Genomic DNA, 18,075 nt, shown 5'->3' on the forward strand with positions numbered 1-18,075 from the left:
CAATTTGCCGGCTGCTCCGCTAGGATTACCGACTTCCGCTCCCCAGGCTGCGACGGTTTTTCATGAGTTATCAGGTTCTTGCACGCAAGTGGCGCCCGCGATCCTTCCGCGAGATGGTCGGCCAGACCCATGTGCTCAAGGCCCTGATCAATGCCCTCGACAGCCAGCGCCTGCACCATGCCTATCTGTTCACCGGTACCCGCGGGGTCGGCAAGACCACCATCGCGCGAATCATCGCCAAGTGCCTGAACTGCGAAACCGGCATCAGCTCCACGCCCTGCGGCGTCTGCTCGGTATGTCGGGAGATCGACGAGGGCCGCTTCGTCGATCTGATCGAGGTCGACGCTGCGTCGCGGACCAAGGTCGAGGACACCCGCGAGCTGCTGGAAAACGTGCAGTACTCGCCCAGCCGCGGACGCTTCAAGGTCTACCTGATCGACGAAGTGCACATGCTCTCGACCAGCTCGTTCAACGCGCTGCTGAAGACCCTCGAAGAGCCGCCGCCGCACGTCAAGTTCCTGCTGGCCACCACCGATCCGCAGAAGCTGCCGGTCACGGTGCTGTCGCGCTGTCTGCAGTTCTCGCTGAAGAACATGCCGCCGGAGCGGGTGGTCGAGCACCTGAATCATGTCCTGAGCGCCGAGCAGATTCCCTTCGAGGAAGATGCGCTCTGGCTGCTCGGACGTGCTGCCGACGGCTCGATGCGCGATGCCATGAGCCTCACCGACCAGGCCATCGCCTTCGGCGAGGGCAAGGTGCTGGCCGAAGATGTGCGCTCGATGCTCGGCACCCTCGATCGTGGCCAGGTCTACGGCGTGCTCGGCGCGCTGCTTGAGGGTGATGCGCGGGCACTGCTCGAAGCGGTGCGCCAGCTCGCCGAACAGGGCCCGGACTGGAATGGCGTGCTGGCCGAGCTGCTTGGCGTGCTGCATCGGGTGGCCATCGCCCAGGCCCTACCGGAAGCGGTCGACAACGGCCAGGGTGATCGCGAGCAGGTGCTGGCACTGGCCCAGGCGCTGCCGGCGGAAGACGTACAGTTCTATTACCAGATGGGCCTGATCGGGCGTCGCGACCTGCCGCTGGCACCGGAGCCGCGTGGCGGCTTCGAGATGGTTCTGCTGCGCATGCTGGCGTTCCGCCCGGCGGATATCGAAGGTGCGCCGGGATCACCGCTAAAGCCGCTGGGAATCAGCCAGGCCACGGCTGATTCCGCCAAGACCCCGGTGGCCGGCGCAGCCCCTGCTGCCTCGCCGGTGATCGCCAGCGCTCCCGCGGCCCAGGCCGCCGTGCTGGCGGAGCTGCCTGACGGCAGGCCGAGCCTGGTCGCAGGCGAGGCGGCGGCGATGCTGGTGCCCAACGAATCGCCGCCTGATCTGCCGTGGAATGAAAAGCCTCAGCCCGAGCAGCCGCCCGAGGTGCAGGCCGAGCCGGTTAAGAATCCAGCTACAGAGCCGGTAGCGGAACAGGTATCGAATCCGCCAGTTGCTGTGCAGGCGGCGTCAGACCCGGAACCGCAATCGACGCCGCAAACTGAAGCGAAACTCGCAGTCGATCACGTCGCGCCCAACGTTGAGACTTCTGCGAGTACGGCCGAGGCGGGCGCCGACGACGATGAGCCGCCGCCCGGTGAGTACGACTATTACGAGGCCGACGCTGAAAGTCTCGACTACGACTTCGATGCTCCGGCTGCGCCTGCCGTCGCCGAGCCCGAGCCGCTGCCGGCATCCCGGCCGGCGACCGGGCTGGCGGCCGAATGGCTGGAGTTGTTCCCCCGGCTCGGTATTTCCGGGCTGACCGGCAGCATCGGCGCCAACTGCAGTCTGGTGGCCCGCGAAGGCGATACCTGGACGCTGCACCTGGACCCGGCGCACAGCGCCCTGTTCAATCCGACCCAGCAGCGGCGCCTGAACGATGCCCTGGACCAGCAGCTGGGGCGCACGGTGACGCTGCATGTGGAGATTCGTACTCCCGAGCAGGAAACCCCGGCCCAGGCCGCCGCGCGCAGGCGTGCCGAGCGTCAGCGCCAGGCCGAGGCGTCGATCCATGCCGATCCGCTGGTGCAGCAGATGATTCAACAGTTCGCCGCGGTGATCCGCGAGGACTCCATCGAACCCCTGAACACGTGAGGGACGCAACATGATGAAAGGTGGCATGGCAGGCCTGATGAAACAGGCGCAGCAGATGCAGGAAAAGATGCAGAAGATGCAGGAAGAGCTGGCCAATGCCGAGGTCACCGGCCAGTCCGGCGCCGGCCTGGTCAGCGTGGTCATGACCGGTCGGCATGACGTCAAGCGCATCACCCTCGACGACAGCCTGATGCAGGAAGACAAGGAAGTGCTCGAGGACCTGATCGCCGCGGCGGTCAACGATGCGGTGCGCAAGGTCGAGCAGAACAGCCAGGACAAGATGTCCGGCATGACCGCAGGCATGCAGCTGCCCCCCGGCTTTAAAATGCCCTTTTGATTCGTGACGTCCAGTCGATGCACATGACTGCGTTGCCTCCGGGCTCGGAATCCTCATGTGCCTTGAGCACACTCCGGTTCCTCGCCCGTCGGCGCCTTGTCCTGTACATCGCCTGAACGCCCCGAAACGTCGGTGCGCGCAGTCCGCGTAGGTTGGCGCTGAGGAACGAAGCCCAACAAGACATTTTCGTGCCACTCGCATCGAGTTTCCCTGCAGGTTCTTTCGGACATACCCCCATGAGCTTCAGCCCGCTGATCCGCCAACTGATCGATTCGCTGCGCATCCTTCCCGGTGTTGGGCAGAAGACTGCGCAGCGCATGGCCATGCAGATGCTCGAGCGTGACCGCAGTGGCGCGCTGCGCCTGGCGCAGGCGCTGAATGCGGCCATGGAGGGGGTGGGGCATTGCAGTCGCTGCCGCAGCCTCAGCGAGGAGGAGATCTGCGGCCTGTGCCGCGATCCACAGCGCGATGACAGCCTGCTCTGTGTGGTCGAGGGGCCGATGGATGTGCATGCGGTGGAGCAGACCGGTTTTCGCGGTCGTTACTTCGTGCTCAAGGGGCACCTGTCACCACTCGATGGCCTGGGTCCGGAGGCCATCGGCATTTCGGAGCTGCTCGAGCGGATCAACCAGGGCAGCTTCAGCGAAGTGATCCTAGCGACCAATCCGACGGTCGAGGGCGAGGCCACCGCGCATTACATCGCCCAGTTGCTGTCGAGCAAGGGGCTGATCGCCTCGCGCATCGCCCATGGCATGCCGCTGGGCGGCGAGCTGGAGCTGGTCGACGGCGGCACCCTGGCGCACGCCCTGGCCGGGCGGCGCCCGATCCAGCTGTAGGGTTGATGCGTCTTCCCGGGGTTGGCCGCTGCACGGCGTGATCCCCCCCCTTTTGCGGCACAGCGCTGGCGATGGCTGGGTGCAACATGGCGGGCCGAACCGCTGAGAGCTGGCGCAATGCGCTTTGCTTATTGCGTCCGGCGTGGTGGTCGACGCTGACGCGCTGGCCGAGCAATGCCTGGCTGGACTCAGCCGCCGCGGAAGATGAAGTAGACCGCGCCGAGCAGGCACAGCCCTGCCCACAGGTAGTCCAGGCGCAGCGACTGCTGCATGTAGAAGACGCTGAAGGGGATGAACACCGCCAGCGTGATGACCTCCTGCATGATCTTCAGCTGGCCCACCGACAGCTCGGTGTAGCCGATGCGGTTGGCCGGCACCATGATCAGGTACTCGAACAGGGCGATGCCCCAGCTGATCAGCGCCGCAATCACCCAGGGCTTGCCATTGAGCGACTTGAGGTGACCGTACCAGGCGAAGGTCATGAAGATGTTGGAGAGGCAGAGCAGGGCGGCAGTTTGCATCCAGACCGGCATGGCGGCGGACTCCTGGATTTGCGGATGCGGCAGCCTAATGCGCACTTGAAAGGCGAGCAAGCGCTGCTTCGGGGGAGTCCCCTTTCGTCAGCCGGCCGGGTAATATCGCCGCCCGCATCTACCCTGTGATCCCGAGGTGACCCGGTCATGCAATGCCGTGCCGGTTGCGGTGCCTGCTGCATCGCCCCTTCCATCAGCTCGCCCATTCCCGGCATGCCGTACGGCAAGGCCGCCGGCGAGCGTTGCGTGCACCTGAGTGCCGAGCATCTTTGCGCCATCTTCGGTCGTCCGGAACGTCCGGCGGTCTGTTCGGCTTTCACCGCCGACCCCGAGGTATGCGGCAGTTCTCGTGACGAGGCGATTCGTCTGCTTGGCTGGCTGGAACAGGCTACAGTCGCCTGAAACGTGTCGAGGTAGAGATGCTCAGAGGATTATGCGCAGGACTGGCTGCATTGTTGATCATGCCTTCGTCCTTCGCTGTGGCGCAGGAGTGGGAGCTGGTGCGTGACGAGGAGGGTATTCGTGTCTGGCTTAAGCCGGTGGCCGGCTCCAGCTACAAGGCCTTTCGCAGCGAAACCCTGATGAACACCGATATGGCAACCCTGCGCGCGCTGCAGGAGGACGTCGAGGCATCCTGCGCCTGGATTCACAGTTGCCGCGAACAGCGTCTGCTGAGTTACGAAGGCGATACGGCCCTGACCTACACCCGCTTCGATACGCCCTGGCCGGTGCAGGCGCGCGATTCGGTGATGCAGGTGACGACTCGTGTGGACGGCGACAGCCTGCTGCGCGAGCTGCTCGCTCAGCCGCAGCAGTTTCCGTCGGACAAGGCCTATCAGCGCATCAGCGCGGCGCAGGGGTACTGGCGAATGACGCCTGAAGGAGAGGGGCGCATACGGGTGGTCTACGAGCTGCACGCCGAACCGGGCGGCCAGGTGCCGGCCTGGCTGGCCAACAGTTTCGTGATCGATGCGCCCTACAACACCCTGCTGCTGCTGCGTCGGGCGGCGGAGGCTAAGTAGGTCGTGCACTGCGCGGCAGTCGGAAGGCTGCCAGAGCGGGAACAGGATCGAGTCCTGGAGAAAACGAGAAAGGCCACCCGAGGGTGGCCTTTCTGCTGGCGCAGATCGCGTTACTTGCGGTCTTTCAGTGGCGTGAAGTCACGCTGCGCGTAGCCGGTGTACAGCTGGCGCGGACGGCCGATCTTGTACGGACCGGAGAGCATTTCCTTCCAGTGGCTGATCCAGCCGACGGTCCGCGCCAGGGCGAAGATCACGGTGAACATGCTGGTCGGAATGCCGATCGCCTTGAGGATGATGCCCGAATAGAAGTCGACGTTCGGGTACAGGTTGCGCTCCTTGAAGTAGGGATCGTTGCGCGCGATCTCTTCCAGCTTCATGGCCAGTTCCAGCTGCGGGTCGTTGATGCCCAGCTCGGCCAGTACTTCGTCGCAGGTCTGCTTCATCACCTTGGCGCGCGGGTCGAAGTTCTTGTACACGCGATGGCCGAAGCCCATCAGCTTGAACGGATCGTTCTTGTCCTTGGCCTTGGCGATGAACTTCTCGATGTTCTCGACGCTGCCGATCTCTTCGAGCATGGTCAGCACGGCTTCGTTGGCGCCGCCGTGAGCCGGGCCCCAGAGCGCTGCGATGCCGGAGGCGATGCAGGCGAAGGGGTTGGCACCGGAGGAGCCGGCCAGGCGCACGGTCGAGGTGGAGGCGTTCTGCTCATGGTCGGCGTGCAGGATGAAGATACGATCCATCGCCTTGGCCAGCACCGGGCTGATCGGTTTGATCTCGGCCGGGGTGTTGAACATCATGTGCAGGAAGTTTTCTGCGTAGTTCAGGTCGTTGCGCGGGTACATGATGGGCTGGCCCATCGAGTACTTGTAGACCATCGCCGCGATGGTCGGCATCTTCGCCACCAGGCGGTGCGCGGAGACTTCGCGATGCTTGGGATTATTGATGTCCAGCGAGTCGTGATAGAACGCCGACAGGGCGCCGACGATCCCGCACATCACTGCCATTGGGTGGGCGTCGCGACGGAAGCCGTTGAGGAAGTTCTTCAACTGCTCGTGAACCATGGTGTGGTTCTTGATGGTGTCGACGAACTGGGATTTCTGCTCGGCGCTCGGCAGCTCGCCGTTCAGCAGCAGGTAGCAGGTTTCCAGGTAGTCGGAGTTTTCCGCCAGTTGCTCGATGGGGTAGCCGCGGTGCAGCAGCACGCCCTTGTCGCCATCGATATAGGTGATCTTCGACTCGCAGGAGGCGGTCGACATGAAGCCTGGATCGAAAGTGAAAACGCCCGATGCGGTGAGGTTGCGCACATCGATTACGTCAGGTCCGACGGAGCCGGTCAGGATGGGCAGCTCGACGGGGGCGTTGCCCTCGATGATCAACTGCGCTTTTTTGTCAGCCATGTACGGCCTCCCATTTAATGCTAGTGCTTGGAATCATCAGACTGCCCCCCACGCAGGGCCCGCAACACTATAGAGAGATAAATCCGAAAGTCAATTTGCGAGAACCCATGTACTAGAAGGCTTTGCGGGGCATTTTCGAAGAAAAAGAGCCTCTGTTTACGCACTCTATAAATGTGCCGCAATGCGCCCTTAGGAGGGGGGTGTCGCATTGTCATTAGTAGCCTAACTGTCTATACTCGCTGCCCGACCGCCAGGGCCCTTGCTGCCCGTCTGCTGGTGGTCGTCACCCAAGCGTGATGCGTACCTGCCAGTGCACTTCCCGACAACTCTGCCCTGATTGTTAGGGGCTCTCAGTGTGAACAAAGCCGTGAATAGCCAAAGACCAGTAAACCTCGACCTCAGGACCATCAAACTTCCTGTCACTGCTTACACGTCCATCCTGCACCGTATCTCCGGTGTCATCCTCTTTCTGGGTCTTGCCGTGATGCTTTTTGCGCTCGACAAGTCGCTTGCCAGCGAGGAAGGCTTCGCAGAGGTGAAGGCGTGTCTGACCAGCCCATTCGCCAAGCTGGTGACATGGGGTCTGTTGTCTGCGCTGCTGTATCACCTGGTGGCCGGTGTGCGCCACCTGATCATGGACCTGGGCATCGGTGAGACGCTGGAAGGCGGCAAGCTGGGCTCGAAAATCGTTCTCGCCATTTCCGTGGTGCTGATCGTTCTGGCGGGGGTGTGGGTATGGTAACCAATGTCACCAATTTTTCGCGTTCGGGCCTCTATGACTGGATGGTTCAACGTGTCTCGGCGGTCGTTCTGGCTGCCTACTTCCTGTTTCTGCTCGGCTACCTCATTGCCAATCCGGGCCTGACCCACGCCGAATGGCACGCTCTGTTCTCGCAGAACTGGGTGCGCATCTTCAGTCTGTTGGCGCTGCTGGCGATCGCCGTGCACGCCTGGGTCGGCATGTGGACCATCACCACCGACTACCTGACCCACATGGCGCTCGGTCGCTGGGCCACCGGTGTTCGTTTTCTCGTCCAGGCGCTGTGCGGCATGCTGATGTTCGTGCTGTTCGTCTGGGGTGTGCAGATTCTGTGGGGTATCTGATTCATGGCTAGCATTCGCACTCTTTCCTATGACGCCATCATCGTTGGTGGCGGTGGCGCCGGCATGCGCGCTGCGCTGCAACTGGCCCAGGGTGGTCACAAGACCGCTGTCGTGACCAAGGTGTTCCCGACCCGCTCGCACACCGTGTCCGCCCAGGGCGGCATCACCTGTGCCATCGCCTCGGCCGACCCGAACGACGATTGGCGCTGGCACATGTACGACACCGTCAAGGGCTCCGACTATATCGGTGACCAGGACGCGATCGAGTACATGTGCTCCGTCGGCCCGGAAGCGGTCTTTGAGCTCGAGCACATGGGCCTGCCGTTCTCCCGTACCGAGCAGGGTCGCATCTATCAGCGTCCATTCGGTGGCCAGTCCAAGGGCCCGGACAATCCGACCCAGGCCGCACGTACCTGCGCCGCTGCCGACCGTACCGGCCATGCGCTGCTGCACACCCTGTACCAGGCCAACCTCAAGGCCGGCACCTCCTTCCTCAACGAGTGGTACGCGGTCGATCTGGTGAAGAACCAGGACGGCGCCATCGTCGGCATCATCGCCATCTGCATCGAGAATGGCGAAACCGTCTATATCCGTTCCAAGGCCGTGGTTCTGGCCACTGGCGGTGCGGGTCGCATCTACGCCTCCACCACCAATGCCCTGATCAACACCGGTGACGGTATCGGCATGGCCCTGCGTGCCGGCGTGCCGGTGCAGGACATCGAGATGTGGCAGTTCCACCCGACCGGTATTGCCGGCGCCGGGGTACTGGTGACCGAAGGTTGCCGCGGTGAAGGTGGTTACCTGATCAACGTGCATGGCGAGCGCTTCATGGAGCGCTATGCGCCCAACGCCAAGGATCTGGCCGGCCGCGACGTGGTCGCCCGCTCCATGGTCAAGGAAGTGATCGCCGGCAATGGCTGTGGTCCGGACAAGGATCACGTGCTGCTCAAGCTCGATCACCTCGGCGAAGACGTGCTGCACAGCCGCCTGCCCGGCATCTGCGAGCTGTCCAAGACCTTTGCCCACGTCGACCCGGTGGTCGCGCCGGTACCGGTCATCCCGACCTGCCACTACATGATGGGCGGCGTTGCCACCAACATTCATGGCCAGGCCATCACCCAGGATGCCAACGGCAACGACACCATCATCGAAGGCCTGTTTGCCGTGGGCGAGGTCGCCTGTGTATCGGTACACGGCGCCAACCGTCTGGGCGGCAACTCGCTGCTCGACCTAGTGGTCTTCGGCCGTGCGGCCGGTCTGCACCTGGAGAAGGCGCTCAAGGAAGGCGTGGACACCCGCGGCGCCAGCGAAAGCGACATCGAAGCCTCGCTCAAGCGTCTGTCCGGCGTGAACGAGCGCAGCACCGGCGAAGACGTGGCACCGCTGCGCAAGGAACTGCAGCAGTGCATGCAGAACTACTTCGGCGTATTCCGCACCGGCGAATACATGAAGAAGGGCATCGCCCAGCTGGCTGACCTGCGCGAGCGCATCGCCACCGTCAAGATCGATGACAAGAGCCAGGCGTTCAACACCGCGCGCATCGAAGCGCTGGAGCTGCAGAACCTGCTCGAGGTGGCCGAAGCCACCGCGATCGCTGCCGACACTCGCACCGAATCCCGCGGTGCCCACGCCCGCGAAGACTTCGAAGAGCGTGATGACGAAAACTGGCTGTGCCACTCGCTGTACTTCCCGGGCGAGAAGCGCGTGACCAAGCGTGCCGTCAACTTCGCGCCGAAGACCGTTCCGGCCTTCGAACCCAAAGTCCGCACCTACTGAGAAGGGGGCCAACATGTTGCAAGTCAGTGTTTATCGCTACAACCCCGAGAAGGACTCCTCGCCCTACATGCAGGATTTCCAGGTCGACACCGGCGGCAAGGACGTGATGGTCCTCGACGTACTGGCGCTGATCAAGGAGCAGGACCAGGGTTTCTCCTACCGTCGCTCCTGCCGCGAAGGCGTCTGCGGCTCCGACGGCATGAACATCAACGGCAAGAACGGCCTGGCGTGTATCACGCCGCTGTCGGCGGCCGGTCTCAAGGGCGGCAAGCTGGTGATTCGTCCGCTGCCGGGCCTGCCGGTCATCCGTGACCTGGCCGTGGACATGAGCATCTTCTACAAGCAGTACGAGAAGGTGCAGCCGTTCCTGCAGAACGACGCGCCGGCTCCGGCCATCGAGCGCCTGCAGTCGCCCGAGCAGCGCGAGAAGCTCGACGGCCTGTACGAGTGCATCCTGTGCGCCTGCTGCTCGACCAGTTGCCCGTCGTTCTGGTGGAACCCGGACAAGTTCCTCGGTCCCGCCGCGCTGCTGCAGGCCTATCGTTTCCTGGCCGACACCCGCGATACCAAGACCGAAGAGCGTCTGGCCGCCCTGGACGATCCGTTCAGCGTGTTCCGTTGCCGCGGCATCATGAACTGCGTCAACGTCTGTCCGAAAGGTCTGAACCCGACCAAGGCGATCGGTCACATTCGCAACATGCTGCTGCAAAGTGGTACCTGATCCGAAAGTGTAATACCCGTGACACCTGCACTACTGAGAAAATCGGTGGTGCAGCATCCAGAAGAACCGCAGCTCAAAAAGCCGCGGTTCTTGTTTGAAAAACGACGACCAGCAGGGGCATCCGGGCTGGCACCCGGACTATCTGCGGGATTCGTAGTGGCTTTACCGAAGTCGCTGCCTCAGGGCTTTGTGAAAGAACCATGCGTATCCACGCCGGTGGTGGCCCCTTATTGAGGGTGACCAAGCATGCAAGAAAGCGTAATGCAGCGCATGTGGAACAGCGCCCACCTATCCGGTGGTAATGCTGCCTATGTGGAAGAGCTATACGAGCTCTACCTGCACGATCCCAACGCTGTGCCAGAAGAGTGGCGCACCTACTTTCAGAAGCTGCCCAGCGACGGCAGCGCAGCCACCGACGTTTCGCATTCTACGGTCCGCGATCACTTCGTTCTGCTGGCGAAAAACCAGCGGCGTGCCCAGCCGGTTTCGGCCGGTAGCGTCAGCAGCGAGCACGAGAAGAAGCAGGTCGAAGTCCTGCGTCTGATCCAGGCGTTCCGCATGCGTGGCCATCAGGCTTCCACGCTCGATCCACTCGGCCTCTGGCAGCGTCCGCTGCCTGCTGACCTGACCATCCATCATTACGGTCTTACCGACGCCGACCTGGACACCACCTTCCGTACTGGCGGGCTGATGATCGGCAAGGAAGAGGCGAGCCTGCGCGAGATCCTCGACGCGCTGCAGCAGACCTACAGCCGCACCATCGGCGCCGAGTTCACCCATATCGTCGATTCCGAACAGCGCAGCTGGTTTCAGCAGCGTCTGGAAAGCGTGCGCGGCCGGCCGTCATTCTCTGCCGACGTGCGCAGTCACCTGCTCGAACGCCTGACCGCCGCCGAAGGCCTGGAAAAATACCTGGGTACCAAGTACCCGGGCACCAAGCGCTTCGGCCTGGAAGGCGGCGAAAGCCTGATTCCGCTGATGGACGAGATCATCCAGCGCTGTGGCTCCTACGGCACCAAGGAAATCGTCATCGGCATGGCCCACCGTGGTCGCCTCAACGTTCTGGTCAACACCTTCGGCAAGAACCCGCGCGATCTGTTCGACGAGTTCGAGGGCAAGAAGGTCGAAGGTCTGTCCTCCGGTGACGTCAAGTATCACCAGGGCTTCTCCTCCAACGTCATGACCCCTGGTGGTGAAGTCCACCTGGCGCTGTCGTTCAACCCGTCGCACCTGGAGATCGTCTCTCCGGTGGTCGAGGGCTCGGTGCGCGCTCGCCAGGATCGTCGCAACGATCCGCTGGGCGACAAGGTCGTGCCGGTTTCCATCCACGGTGACGCGGCCTTCGCCGGTCAGGGCGTGGTCATGGAAACCTTCCAGATGTCACAGATTCGCGGTTTCAAGACCGGCGGCACCATCCACATCGTGATCAACAACCAGGTCGGCTTCACCACCAGCAACCCGCTGGATGCGCGCTCCACCGAGTACGCGACCGACGTGGCCAAGATGATCCAGGCGCCGATCTTCCATGTGAACGGCGATGATCCGGAAGCGGTGCTCTATGTCACCCAGCTGGCCGTCGACTACCGCATGCAGTTCAAGCGTGACGTGGTCATCGACCTGGTCTGCTACCGCCGTCGTGGTCACAACGAGGCCGACGAGCCGAGCGGCACCCAGCCGTTGATGTACCAGCAGATCGCCAAGCAGCGCACCACCCGTGAGCTGTATGCCGAGTCGCTGATCAAGGCCGGGGTGCTCGACGAGGCGCAGGTGCAGGGCAAGAGCGACGAGTATCGCAATGCGCTGGACAACGGCCTGCACGTCGTCAAAAGCCTGGTCAAGGAGCCGAACAAGGAGCTGTTCGTCGACTGGCGCCCGTACCTGGGCCATGCCTGGACCGCGCGTCACGACACCCGCATTCCGCTGAAGACCCTGCAGGAGCTGTCGGCCAAGCTGCTGGAGGTTCCGGAAGGTTTCGTCGTCCAGCGCCAGGTCGCGAAGATCCTCGAGGATCGCCAGAAGATGACCGCCGGCGCGCTGGCGATCAACTGGGGTTATGCCGAGACCATGGCCTACGCGACGCTGCTGTTCGAAGGCCACCCGATTCGCCTCACCGGCCAGGACGTCGGTCGCGGCACCTTCTCGCACCGTCATGCCGCGCTGCACAACCAGAAGGATGCCGGTACTCACATCCCGCTGCAGCACCTGTACCAGGGTCAGCCACGTTTCGACCTGTACGACTCCTTCCTCTCGGAAGAAGCCGTGCTGGCCTTCGAATACGGCTACGCCACTACCATGCCCAACGCGCTGGTGATCTGGGAAGCCCAGTTCGGCGATTTCGCCAACGGCGCCCAGGTGGTCTTCGACCAGTTCATCTCCAGCGGCGAGCACAAGTGGGGTCGCCTGTGCGGCCTGACCATGCTGCTGCCACATGGTTATGAAGGGCAGGGTCCGGAGCACAGTTCCGCACGTCTGGAGCGCTATCTGCAGCTGTGCGCCGAGCACAACATGCAGGTCTGCGTGCCGACCACCCCGGCGCAGATCTACCATCTGCTGCGCCGCCAGGTCATTCGTCCGCTGCGCAAGCCGCTGGTGGTCCTGTCGCCGAAGTCGCTGCTGCGGCACAAGCTGGCCATCTCGACCCTCGAGGAACTGGCCGAAGGCTCGTTCCAGACAGTCATCGGCGAAACCGACCAGATCGATGCGAAGAAGGTCGAGCGGGTCATCCTGTGCAGCGGCAAGGTCTACTATGACCTGCTCGAGAAGCGTCGTGCCGAGGCCCGTGAGGACATCGCGATCATCCGCATCGAGCAGCTCTATCCGTTCCCGGAAGAGGACCTGGCCGAGGCCATGGCGGGGTACAAGAACCTCAAGCACATCGTCTGGTGTCAGGAAGAGCCGATGAACCAGGGGGCCTGGTACTGCAGTCAGCACCACATGCGGCGCGTCGCGACGGCGCACAAGAAGGGACTGTTCCTGGAGTACGCCGGACGCGATGCCTCCGCGGCTCCAGCCTGCGGTTACGCCTCCATGCACGCCGAGCAGCAGGAAAAACTGCTGCAGGACGCCTTTACTGTTTAACGCCTTCGAGCGGGGGGACGGGCGGCGCAAAGGCGCGCCCGCACCCCGGATGAAGAAACCGGATCAATAGGAATCAGATAAATGGCTATCGAGATCAAAGCCCCGACTTTCCCCGAATCGGTTGCCGACGGCACCGTCGCCACCTGGCACAAGAAGCCCGGTGATGCGGTCAAGCGTGACGAACTGCTGGTCGACATCGAAACCGACAAGGTGGTGCTGGAAGTCGTGGCCCCGGCTGACGGCGTACTGAGCAAGGTGCTCAAGAACGAAGGCGACACCGTGCTTTCCGAAGAGATCATCGCCGTGGTCGAAGCCGGTGCAGCGGCACCGGCGGCCGCGCCTGCTGCGCAACCGGCAGCCCAGGCTGCCCAGAGCGCTGCTCCGGCCGCGTCCGGCGCGGAAGAGGCGATCCTGGCTCCGGCGGCACGCAAGCTGGCCGAAGAGAACGGCATCGATCCGAACAGCATCACCGGCACCGGCAAGGGTGGTCGGGTGACCAAGGAAGACGTGGTTGCCGCCGTGGAAGCCAAGAAGAAGGCTCCCGCTGCACCGGCCAAGGCTGCTGCACCGGCTGCCGAGGCGCCGATCTTCGCTGCCGGTGATCGTGTCGAGAAGCGCGTGCCGATGACTCGCCTGCGTGCCAAGGTCGCCGAGCGCCTGGTCGAGGCCCAGTCCACCATGGCCATGCTGACCACCTTCAACGAAGTCGACATGCATGAAGTCATGGCACTGCGTTCGAAGTACAAGGATCTCTTCGAGAAGAGCCACAACGGCGTGCGCCTGGGCTTCATGTCGTTCTTCGTCAAGGCGACTGTCGAGGCGCTGAAGCGCTTCCCGGCGGTCAATGCCTCGATCGACGGCAACGACATCGTCTACCACGGCTACCAGGATATCGGCGTCGCCGTTTCCAGTGACCGCGGTCTGGTGGTTCCGGTGCTGCGCAACGCCGAGCTGATGAGCCTGGCCGAAGTCGAGAATGGCATCGCCACCTTCGGCAAGAAGGCCCGCGACGGCAAACTGTCGATCGAGGAAATGACCGGGGGCACCTTCACCATCACCAACGGCGGTACCTTCGGCTCGATGATGTCGACGCCGATCGTCAACCCGCCGCAGGCCGCCATTCTCGGCATGCACAACATCATCCAGCGTCCGGTGGCCATCAACGGCCAGGTGGTGATCCGGCCGATGATGTACCTGGCACTGTCCTACGATCACCGCCTGATCGACGGCAAGGAAGCGGTGAGCTTCTTGGTGACCATCAAGAATCTGCTGGAAGATCCGGCTCGTCTGCTGCTGGATATCTGATCAGCCGCCAGCGGCAGCGCGTCCCGACGGGTCGCGCTGCCGCTTCTAGCTTCGAGCGCATGGCTCAAGAGGATTGTTTATGACCCAGAAATTCGACGTTGTGGTGATCGGTGGTGGCCCGGGTGGCTACGTTGCCGCGATCAAGGCAGCCCAGCTCGGTCTGAAGACCGCCTGCATCGAGAAATACCAGAGCAAGGATGGCAAGGTCGCCCTCGGCGGTACCTGCCTGAATGTCGGCTGTATTCCTTCCAAGGCGCTGCTGGACAGCTCCTTCAAGTTCCACGAGGCCCAGGAAGGCTTCAAGATTCACGGCATCGAGGTCAAGGGCGTGAGCATGGACGTCCCGGCGATGGTCTCGCGCAAGGACGGCATCGTGAAGAACCTCACCGGCGGCGTCAGCGCGCTGTTCAAGGCCAATGGCGTGACCCTGGTCGAAGGCCACGGCAAGCTGCTGGCGAACAAGCAGGTCGAGGTCACCGGCCTCGACGGCGCGGTCAAGGTGCTGGAGGCCGAGAACGTCATCATCGCCTCCGGCTCGCGTCCGATCGAGATTCCGCCCGCGCCGCTGACCGAGGACATCATTGTCGATTCCACCGGCGCGCTGGACTTCCAGTCCGTGCCGAAGAAGCTCGGCGTGATCGGCGCCGGCGTAATCGGTCTGGAACTGGGTTCGGTCTGGGCGCGCCTGGGCGCCGAGGTCACGGTGCTGGAGGCGCAGGAGAAATTCCTGCCGACGGCCGACGAGCAGATCGCCAAGGAAGCCCTGAAGATCCTCACCAAGCAGGGCCTGAAGATTCGTCTCGGCGCTCGCGTCACCGGCAGCGAGGTCAAGCGCAAGCAGGTCACCGTGTCCTTCACCGACGCCGAAGGCGAGCAGAAGCAGGTGTTCGACAAGCTGATCGTCGCGGTGGGCCGGCGTCCGGTCACCACCGATCTGCTGGCCGCCGACAGCGGCGTCGACATGGATGAGCGCGGCTTCATCTTCGTCGACGATCATTGCGCCACCAGCGTGCCGGGCGTGTACGCCGTCGGTGACGTGGTGCGCGGTCCGATGCTGGCGCACAAGGCGTCGGAAGAGGGCGTGATGGTCGCCGAGCGTATCGCTGGCCACAAGGCGCAGATCAACTACGATCTGATTCCGGGCGTGATCTACACCCACCCGGAAATCGCCTGGGTCGGCAAGACCGAGCAGGCGCTCAAGGCCGAGGGTGTCGAGATCAATGTCGGCACCTTTCCGTTCGCTGCCAGTGGCCGAGCCATGGCGGCCAACGACACCGCCGGTCTGGTCAAGGTCATCGCCGATGCCAAGACCGACCGCGTGCTGGGCGTTCACGTGATCGGTCCGGCTGCGGCCGAGCTGGTCCAGCAGGGCGTCATCGGCATGGAGTTCGGCACCAGTGCCGAGGATCTGGGCATGATGGTGTTCTCGCACCCGACCATGTCCGAGGCGCTGCACGAAGCGGCCCTGGCAGTGAACGGCCACGCCATTCACGTCGCCAACCGCAAGAAGCGCTGAGGCAGAGGAACCAGGCGCGCCGGCCGGTGCTCGCAGGAGTGCAGGCAGGGCGCGCTGGACTGTTTAAGAAACAGTCACAGGTGGCGTGGTGCCAAAAGCGCTGCGCTGTATGCGCAATACCCAACGAAGACGGTAGACAAGCATGAATCTCCACGAGTATCAGGGTAAGCAGCTGTTCGCTGAATACGGCCTGCCCGTATCCAAGGGCTTTGCTGTAGACACCCCGGAAGAGGCTGCAGAGGCCTGCGACAAGATTGGCGGCGACATGTGGGTGGTCAAGGCCCAGGTCCACGCGGGTGGTCGCGGCAAGGCTGGCGGCGTGAAGCTGGTCAAGAGCAAGGAAGAGGCGAAGGCCTTCGCTGCCCAATGGCTGGGCAAGCGTCTGGTGACCTACCAGACCGACGCCAATGGCCAGCCGGTCAGCAAGATCCTGGTGGAATCCTGCACCGACATCGATCAGGAACTGTATCTGGGTGCGGTCGTCGATCGTTCCAGTCGTCGCATCGTGTTCATGGCCTCGACCGAAGGTGGCGTGGACATCGAGAAAGTCGCGCACGACACCCCCGAGAAGATCCTCAAGGCCACCATCGATCCGCTGGTTGGCGCACAGCCCTACCAGGGCCGCGATCTGGCTTTCCAACTGGGTCTTTCGGGCGACCAGGTCAAGCAGTTCACCCACATCTTCGTTGGCCTGGCCAAGCTGTTCCAGGACTACGACCTGGCGCTGCTGGAAGTGAACCCGCTGGTCATCAAGAAGGACGGCAACCTGCACTGCCTGGATGCCAAGATCAACATCGACAGCAACGCCATGTACCGCCAGCCCAAGCTGCGCGGCATGCATGACCCGTCGCAGGACGATCCGCGCGAAGCCCACGCTGCCAAGTTCGAGCTCAACTATGTTGCGCTGGAAGGCAACATCGGCTGCATGGTCAACGGCGCCGGTCTGGCCATGGGCACCATGGACATCGTCAACCTGCACGGCGGCAAGCCGGCCAACTTCCTCGACGTTGGCGGCGGCGCAACCAAGGAGCGCGTGACCGAAGCGTTCAAGATCATCCTCTCCGACAGCAACGTCGCGGCGGTCCTGGTCAACATCTTCGGCGGCATCGTTCGCTGCGACATGATTGCCGAAGGCATCATCGGCGCGGTGAAGGAAGTCGGCGTGAAGATTCCGGTGGTCGTGCGTCTGGAAGGCAACAACGCTGAACTGGGCGCCAAGGTCCTGGCCGAAAGCGGCCTGAACATCATCGCGGCAACCAGCCTGACCGACGCTGCCGAGCAAGTCGTCAAAGCTGCGGAGGGCAAGTAATGAGCGTCCTGATCAATAAAGACACCAAGGTCATCTGCCAGGGCTTCACCGGCTCGCAGGGTACCTTCCACTCCGAGCAGGCGATTGCCTACGGCACCAAGATGGTTGGCGGCGTGACGCCCGGCAAGGGCGGCTCCACCCACCTCGGCCTGCCGGTGTTCAACACCGTCAGGGAAGCCGTGGACGCGACCGGTGCCGATGCTTCCGTCATCTACGTTCCAGCGCCGTTCTGCAAGGACTCCATCCTTGAAGCGGCCTTTGGCGGCATCAAGCTGATCGTCTGCATCACCGAAGGCATCCCGACCATCGACATGCTCGAAGCCAAGGTCAAGTGCGACGAGCTGGGCGTACGCCTGATCGGCCCGAACTGCCCCGGCGTGATCACCCCGGGCGAATGCAAGATCGGCATCATGCCCGGTCACATTCACCTGCCGGGCAAGGTCGGCATCGTGTCGCGTTCCGGCACCCTGACCTATGAAGCGGTCAAGCAGACCACCGACGCCGGCTTCGGCCAGTCGACCTGCGTGGGTATCGGTGGCGACCCGATCCCGGGCTCGAACTTCATCGACATCCTCAAGCTGTTCCAGGAAGACCCGAAGACCGAGGCGATCGTGATGATCGGCGAGATCGGCGGTTCGGCTGAAGAAGAGGCGGCTGCCTACATCAAGGCCAACGTGACCAAGCCGGTGGTGTCCTACATTGCTGGCGTCACCGCGCCGCCCGGCAAGCGCATGGGCCATGCCGGTGCGATCATCTCCGGTGGCAAGGGCACTGCGGACGAGAAGTTCGCCGCGCTGCAGGACGCCGGCGTGAAGACCGTGCGTTCGCTGGCCGACATCGGCAAGGCGCTCGCCGAGCTGACCGGCTGGGAAATCAAGAAGGCCTGATAAGGCTTTTCTGCGTCAGAGCAGGGCCACCTTCGGGTGGCCTTGTTCGTTTGTTCGGGTGGAAAATGGGCAAGATGCGGCAGGGTGTTCGGAACGGCTTTCGTGCTTTTGCCGGCTTCGTCGCTCGA

At 63.1% G+C, this 18,075-nt stretch carries 16 protein-coding genes; 14 read left to right on the top strand and 2 right to left on the bottom strand.

Going from position 1 to position 18,075, the window contains the following annotated elements; genetic code table 11:
- Window positions 1–62: 62 nt before the first annotated feature.
- The 3 genes from dnaX to recR all read left to right on the top strand — a co-directional run bounded on the left by dnaX (window position 63) and on the right by recR (window position 3,299).
- Window positions 63–2,126 carry a DNA polymerase III subunit gamma/tau gene (gene dnaX, locus DBO85_RS14760; RefSeq protein WP_108108020.1) on the top strand — a complete coding sequence of 688 codons (2,064 nt, stop codon included), beginning with the start codon at window positions 63–65 and terminating at the stop codon, window positions 2,124–2,126.
- A 10-nt stretch (window positions 2,127–2,136) separates the two neighbouring features.
- Window positions 2,137–2,463 carry a YbaB/EbfC family nucleoid-associated protein gene (locus DBO85_RS14765; protein ID WP_074940389.1) on the top strand — a complete coding sequence of 109 codons (327 nt, stop codon included), beginning with the start codon at window positions 2,137–2,139 and terminating at the stop codon, window positions 2,461–2,463.
- A 236-nt stretch (window positions 2,464–2,699) separates the two neighbouring features.
- Window positions 2,700–3,299 carry a recombination mediator RecR gene (gene recR / locus DBO85_RS14770; RefSeq protein ID WP_108108021.1) on the top strand — a complete coding sequence of 200 codons (600 nt, stop codon included), beginning with the start codon at window positions 2,700–2,702 and terminating at the stop codon, window positions 3,297–3,299.
- 188 nt (window positions 3,300–3,487) lie between these two features.
- Here the strand turns inward: recR and DBO85_RS14775 are convergent, their stop codons facing one another.
- Window positions 3,488–3,832, bottom strand: coding sequence for a DMT family protein (locus tag DBO85_RS14775; protein WP_108108022.1), 345 nt, complete (start codon window positions 3,830–3,832; stop codon window positions 3,488–3,490).
- Window positions 3,833–3,979: 147 nt separating this feature from the next.
- Here DBO85_RS14775 and DBO85_RS14780 point away from each other — a divergent pair, with 147 nt between their 5' ends.
- Both DBO85_RS14780 and DBO85_RS14785 read left to right on the top strand, forming a co-directional pair.
- A complete protein-coding gene (locus tag DBO85_RS14780; protein WP_108108023.1) occupies window positions 3,980–4,234 on the top strand; it encodes a YkgJ family cysteine cluster protein in 255 nt (84 codons plus the stop codon).
- Window positions 4,235–4,293: 59 nt separating this feature from the next.
- Window positions 4,294–4,854: an START domain-containing protein gene (locus tag DBO85_RS14785; protein WP_233356613.1), complete on the top strand. Its 561-nt coding sequence runs from the start codon at window positions 4,294–4,296 to the stop codon at window positions 4,852–4,854.
- A 110-nt stretch (window positions 4,855–4,964) separates the two neighbouring features.
- Here the strand turns inward: DBO85_RS14785 and gltA are convergent, their stop codons facing one another.
- Complete coding sequence (gene gltA / locus DBO85_RS14790) at window positions 4,965–6,251, bottom strand: citrate synthase (protein ID WP_108108025.1); 1,287 nt, start codon at window positions 6,249–6,251, stop codon at window positions 4,965–4,967.
- A gap of 355 nt (window positions 6,252–6,606) precedes the next feature.
- On the opposite strand from gltA, the gene sdhC reads away from it, so the two are divergent.
- The 9 genes from sdhC (at window position 6,607) to sucD (ending at window position 17,947) form a co-directional block, all read left to right on the top strand.
- Window positions 6,607–6,993: a succinate dehydrogenase, cytochrome b556 subunit gene (gene sdhC / locus DBO85_RS14795; protein ID WP_177429777.1), complete on the top strand. Its 387-nt coding sequence runs from the start codon at window positions 6,607–6,609 to the stop codon at window positions 6,991–6,993.
- Window positions 6,987–7,355 (top strand): succinate dehydrogenase, hydrophobic membrane anchor protein, encoded by a 369-nt coding sequence (sdhD, locus tag DBO85_RS14800; protein WP_108108027.1) that lies wholly within the window; start codon window positions 6,987–6,989, stop codon window positions 7,353–7,355. The genes sdhC and sdhD overlap by 7 nt, the downstream gene beginning before the upstream one ends.
- Window positions 7,356–7,358: 3 nt before the next feature.
- Window positions 7,359–9,131 (top strand): succinate dehydrogenase flavoprotein subunit, encoded by a 1,773-nt coding sequence (gene sdhA / locus DBO85_RS14805; RefSeq protein WP_108108028.1) that lies wholly within the window; start codon window positions 7,359–7,361, stop codon window positions 9,129–9,131.
- A gap of 13 nt (window positions 9,132–9,144) precedes the next feature.
- Window positions 9,145–9,852, top strand: a complete 708-nt coding sequence (locus DBO85_RS14810) for a succinate dehydrogenase iron-sulfur subunit (protein ID WP_108108029.1) — start codon at window positions 9,145–9,147, stop codon at window positions 9,850–9,852.
- Between the two features lie 246 nt (window positions 9,853–10,098).
- Window positions 10,099–12,930: a 2-oxoglutarate dehydrogenase E1 component gene (locus tag DBO85_RS14815; RefSeq protein WP_108108030.1), complete on the top strand. Its 2,832-nt coding sequence runs from the start codon at window positions 10,099–10,101 to the stop codon at window positions 12,928–12,930.
- An 81-nt stretch (window positions 12,931–13,011) separates the two neighbouring features.
- The gene (gene odhB, locus DBO85_RS14820) at window positions 13,012–14,235 is read left to right on the top strand and encodes a 2-oxoglutarate dehydrogenase complex dihydrolipoyllysine-residue succinyltransferase (protein ID WP_108108031.1); all 1,224 of its coding nucleotides are present in this window, start codon (window positions 13,012–13,014) and stop codon (window positions 14,233–14,235) included.
- A gap of 79 nt (window positions 14,236–14,314) precedes the next feature.
- Window positions 14,315–15,751, top strand: a complete 1,437-nt coding sequence (gene lpdA / locus DBO85_RS14825; RefSeq protein ID WP_108108032.1) for a dihydrolipoyl dehydrogenase — start codon at window positions 14,315–14,317, stop codon at window positions 15,749–15,751.
- Between the two features lie 142 nt (window positions 15,752–15,893).
- Window positions 15,894–17,060, top strand: a complete 1,167-nt coding sequence (gene sucC / locus DBO85_RS14830; RefSeq protein WP_108108033.1) for an ADP-forming succinate--CoA ligase subunit beta — start codon at window positions 15,894–15,896, stop codon at window positions 17,058–17,060.
- Window positions 17,060–17,947 carry a succinate--CoA ligase subunit alpha gene (gene sucD, locus DBO85_RS14835; protein WP_108108034.1) on the top strand — a complete coding sequence of 296 codons (888 nt, stop codon included), beginning with the start codon at window positions 17,060–17,062 and terminating at the stop codon, window positions 17,945–17,947. The genes sucC and sucD overlap by 1 nt, the downstream gene beginning before the upstream one ends.
- Window positions 17,948–18,075: the final 128 nt, after the last annotated feature.

Source organism: Pseudomonas mangrovi (genome assembly GCF_003052585.1).
GTDB classification, from domain to species: Bacteria; Pseudomonadota; Gammaproteobacteria; order Pseudomonadales; family Pseudomonadaceae; genus Aquipseudomonas; species Aquipseudomonas mangrovi.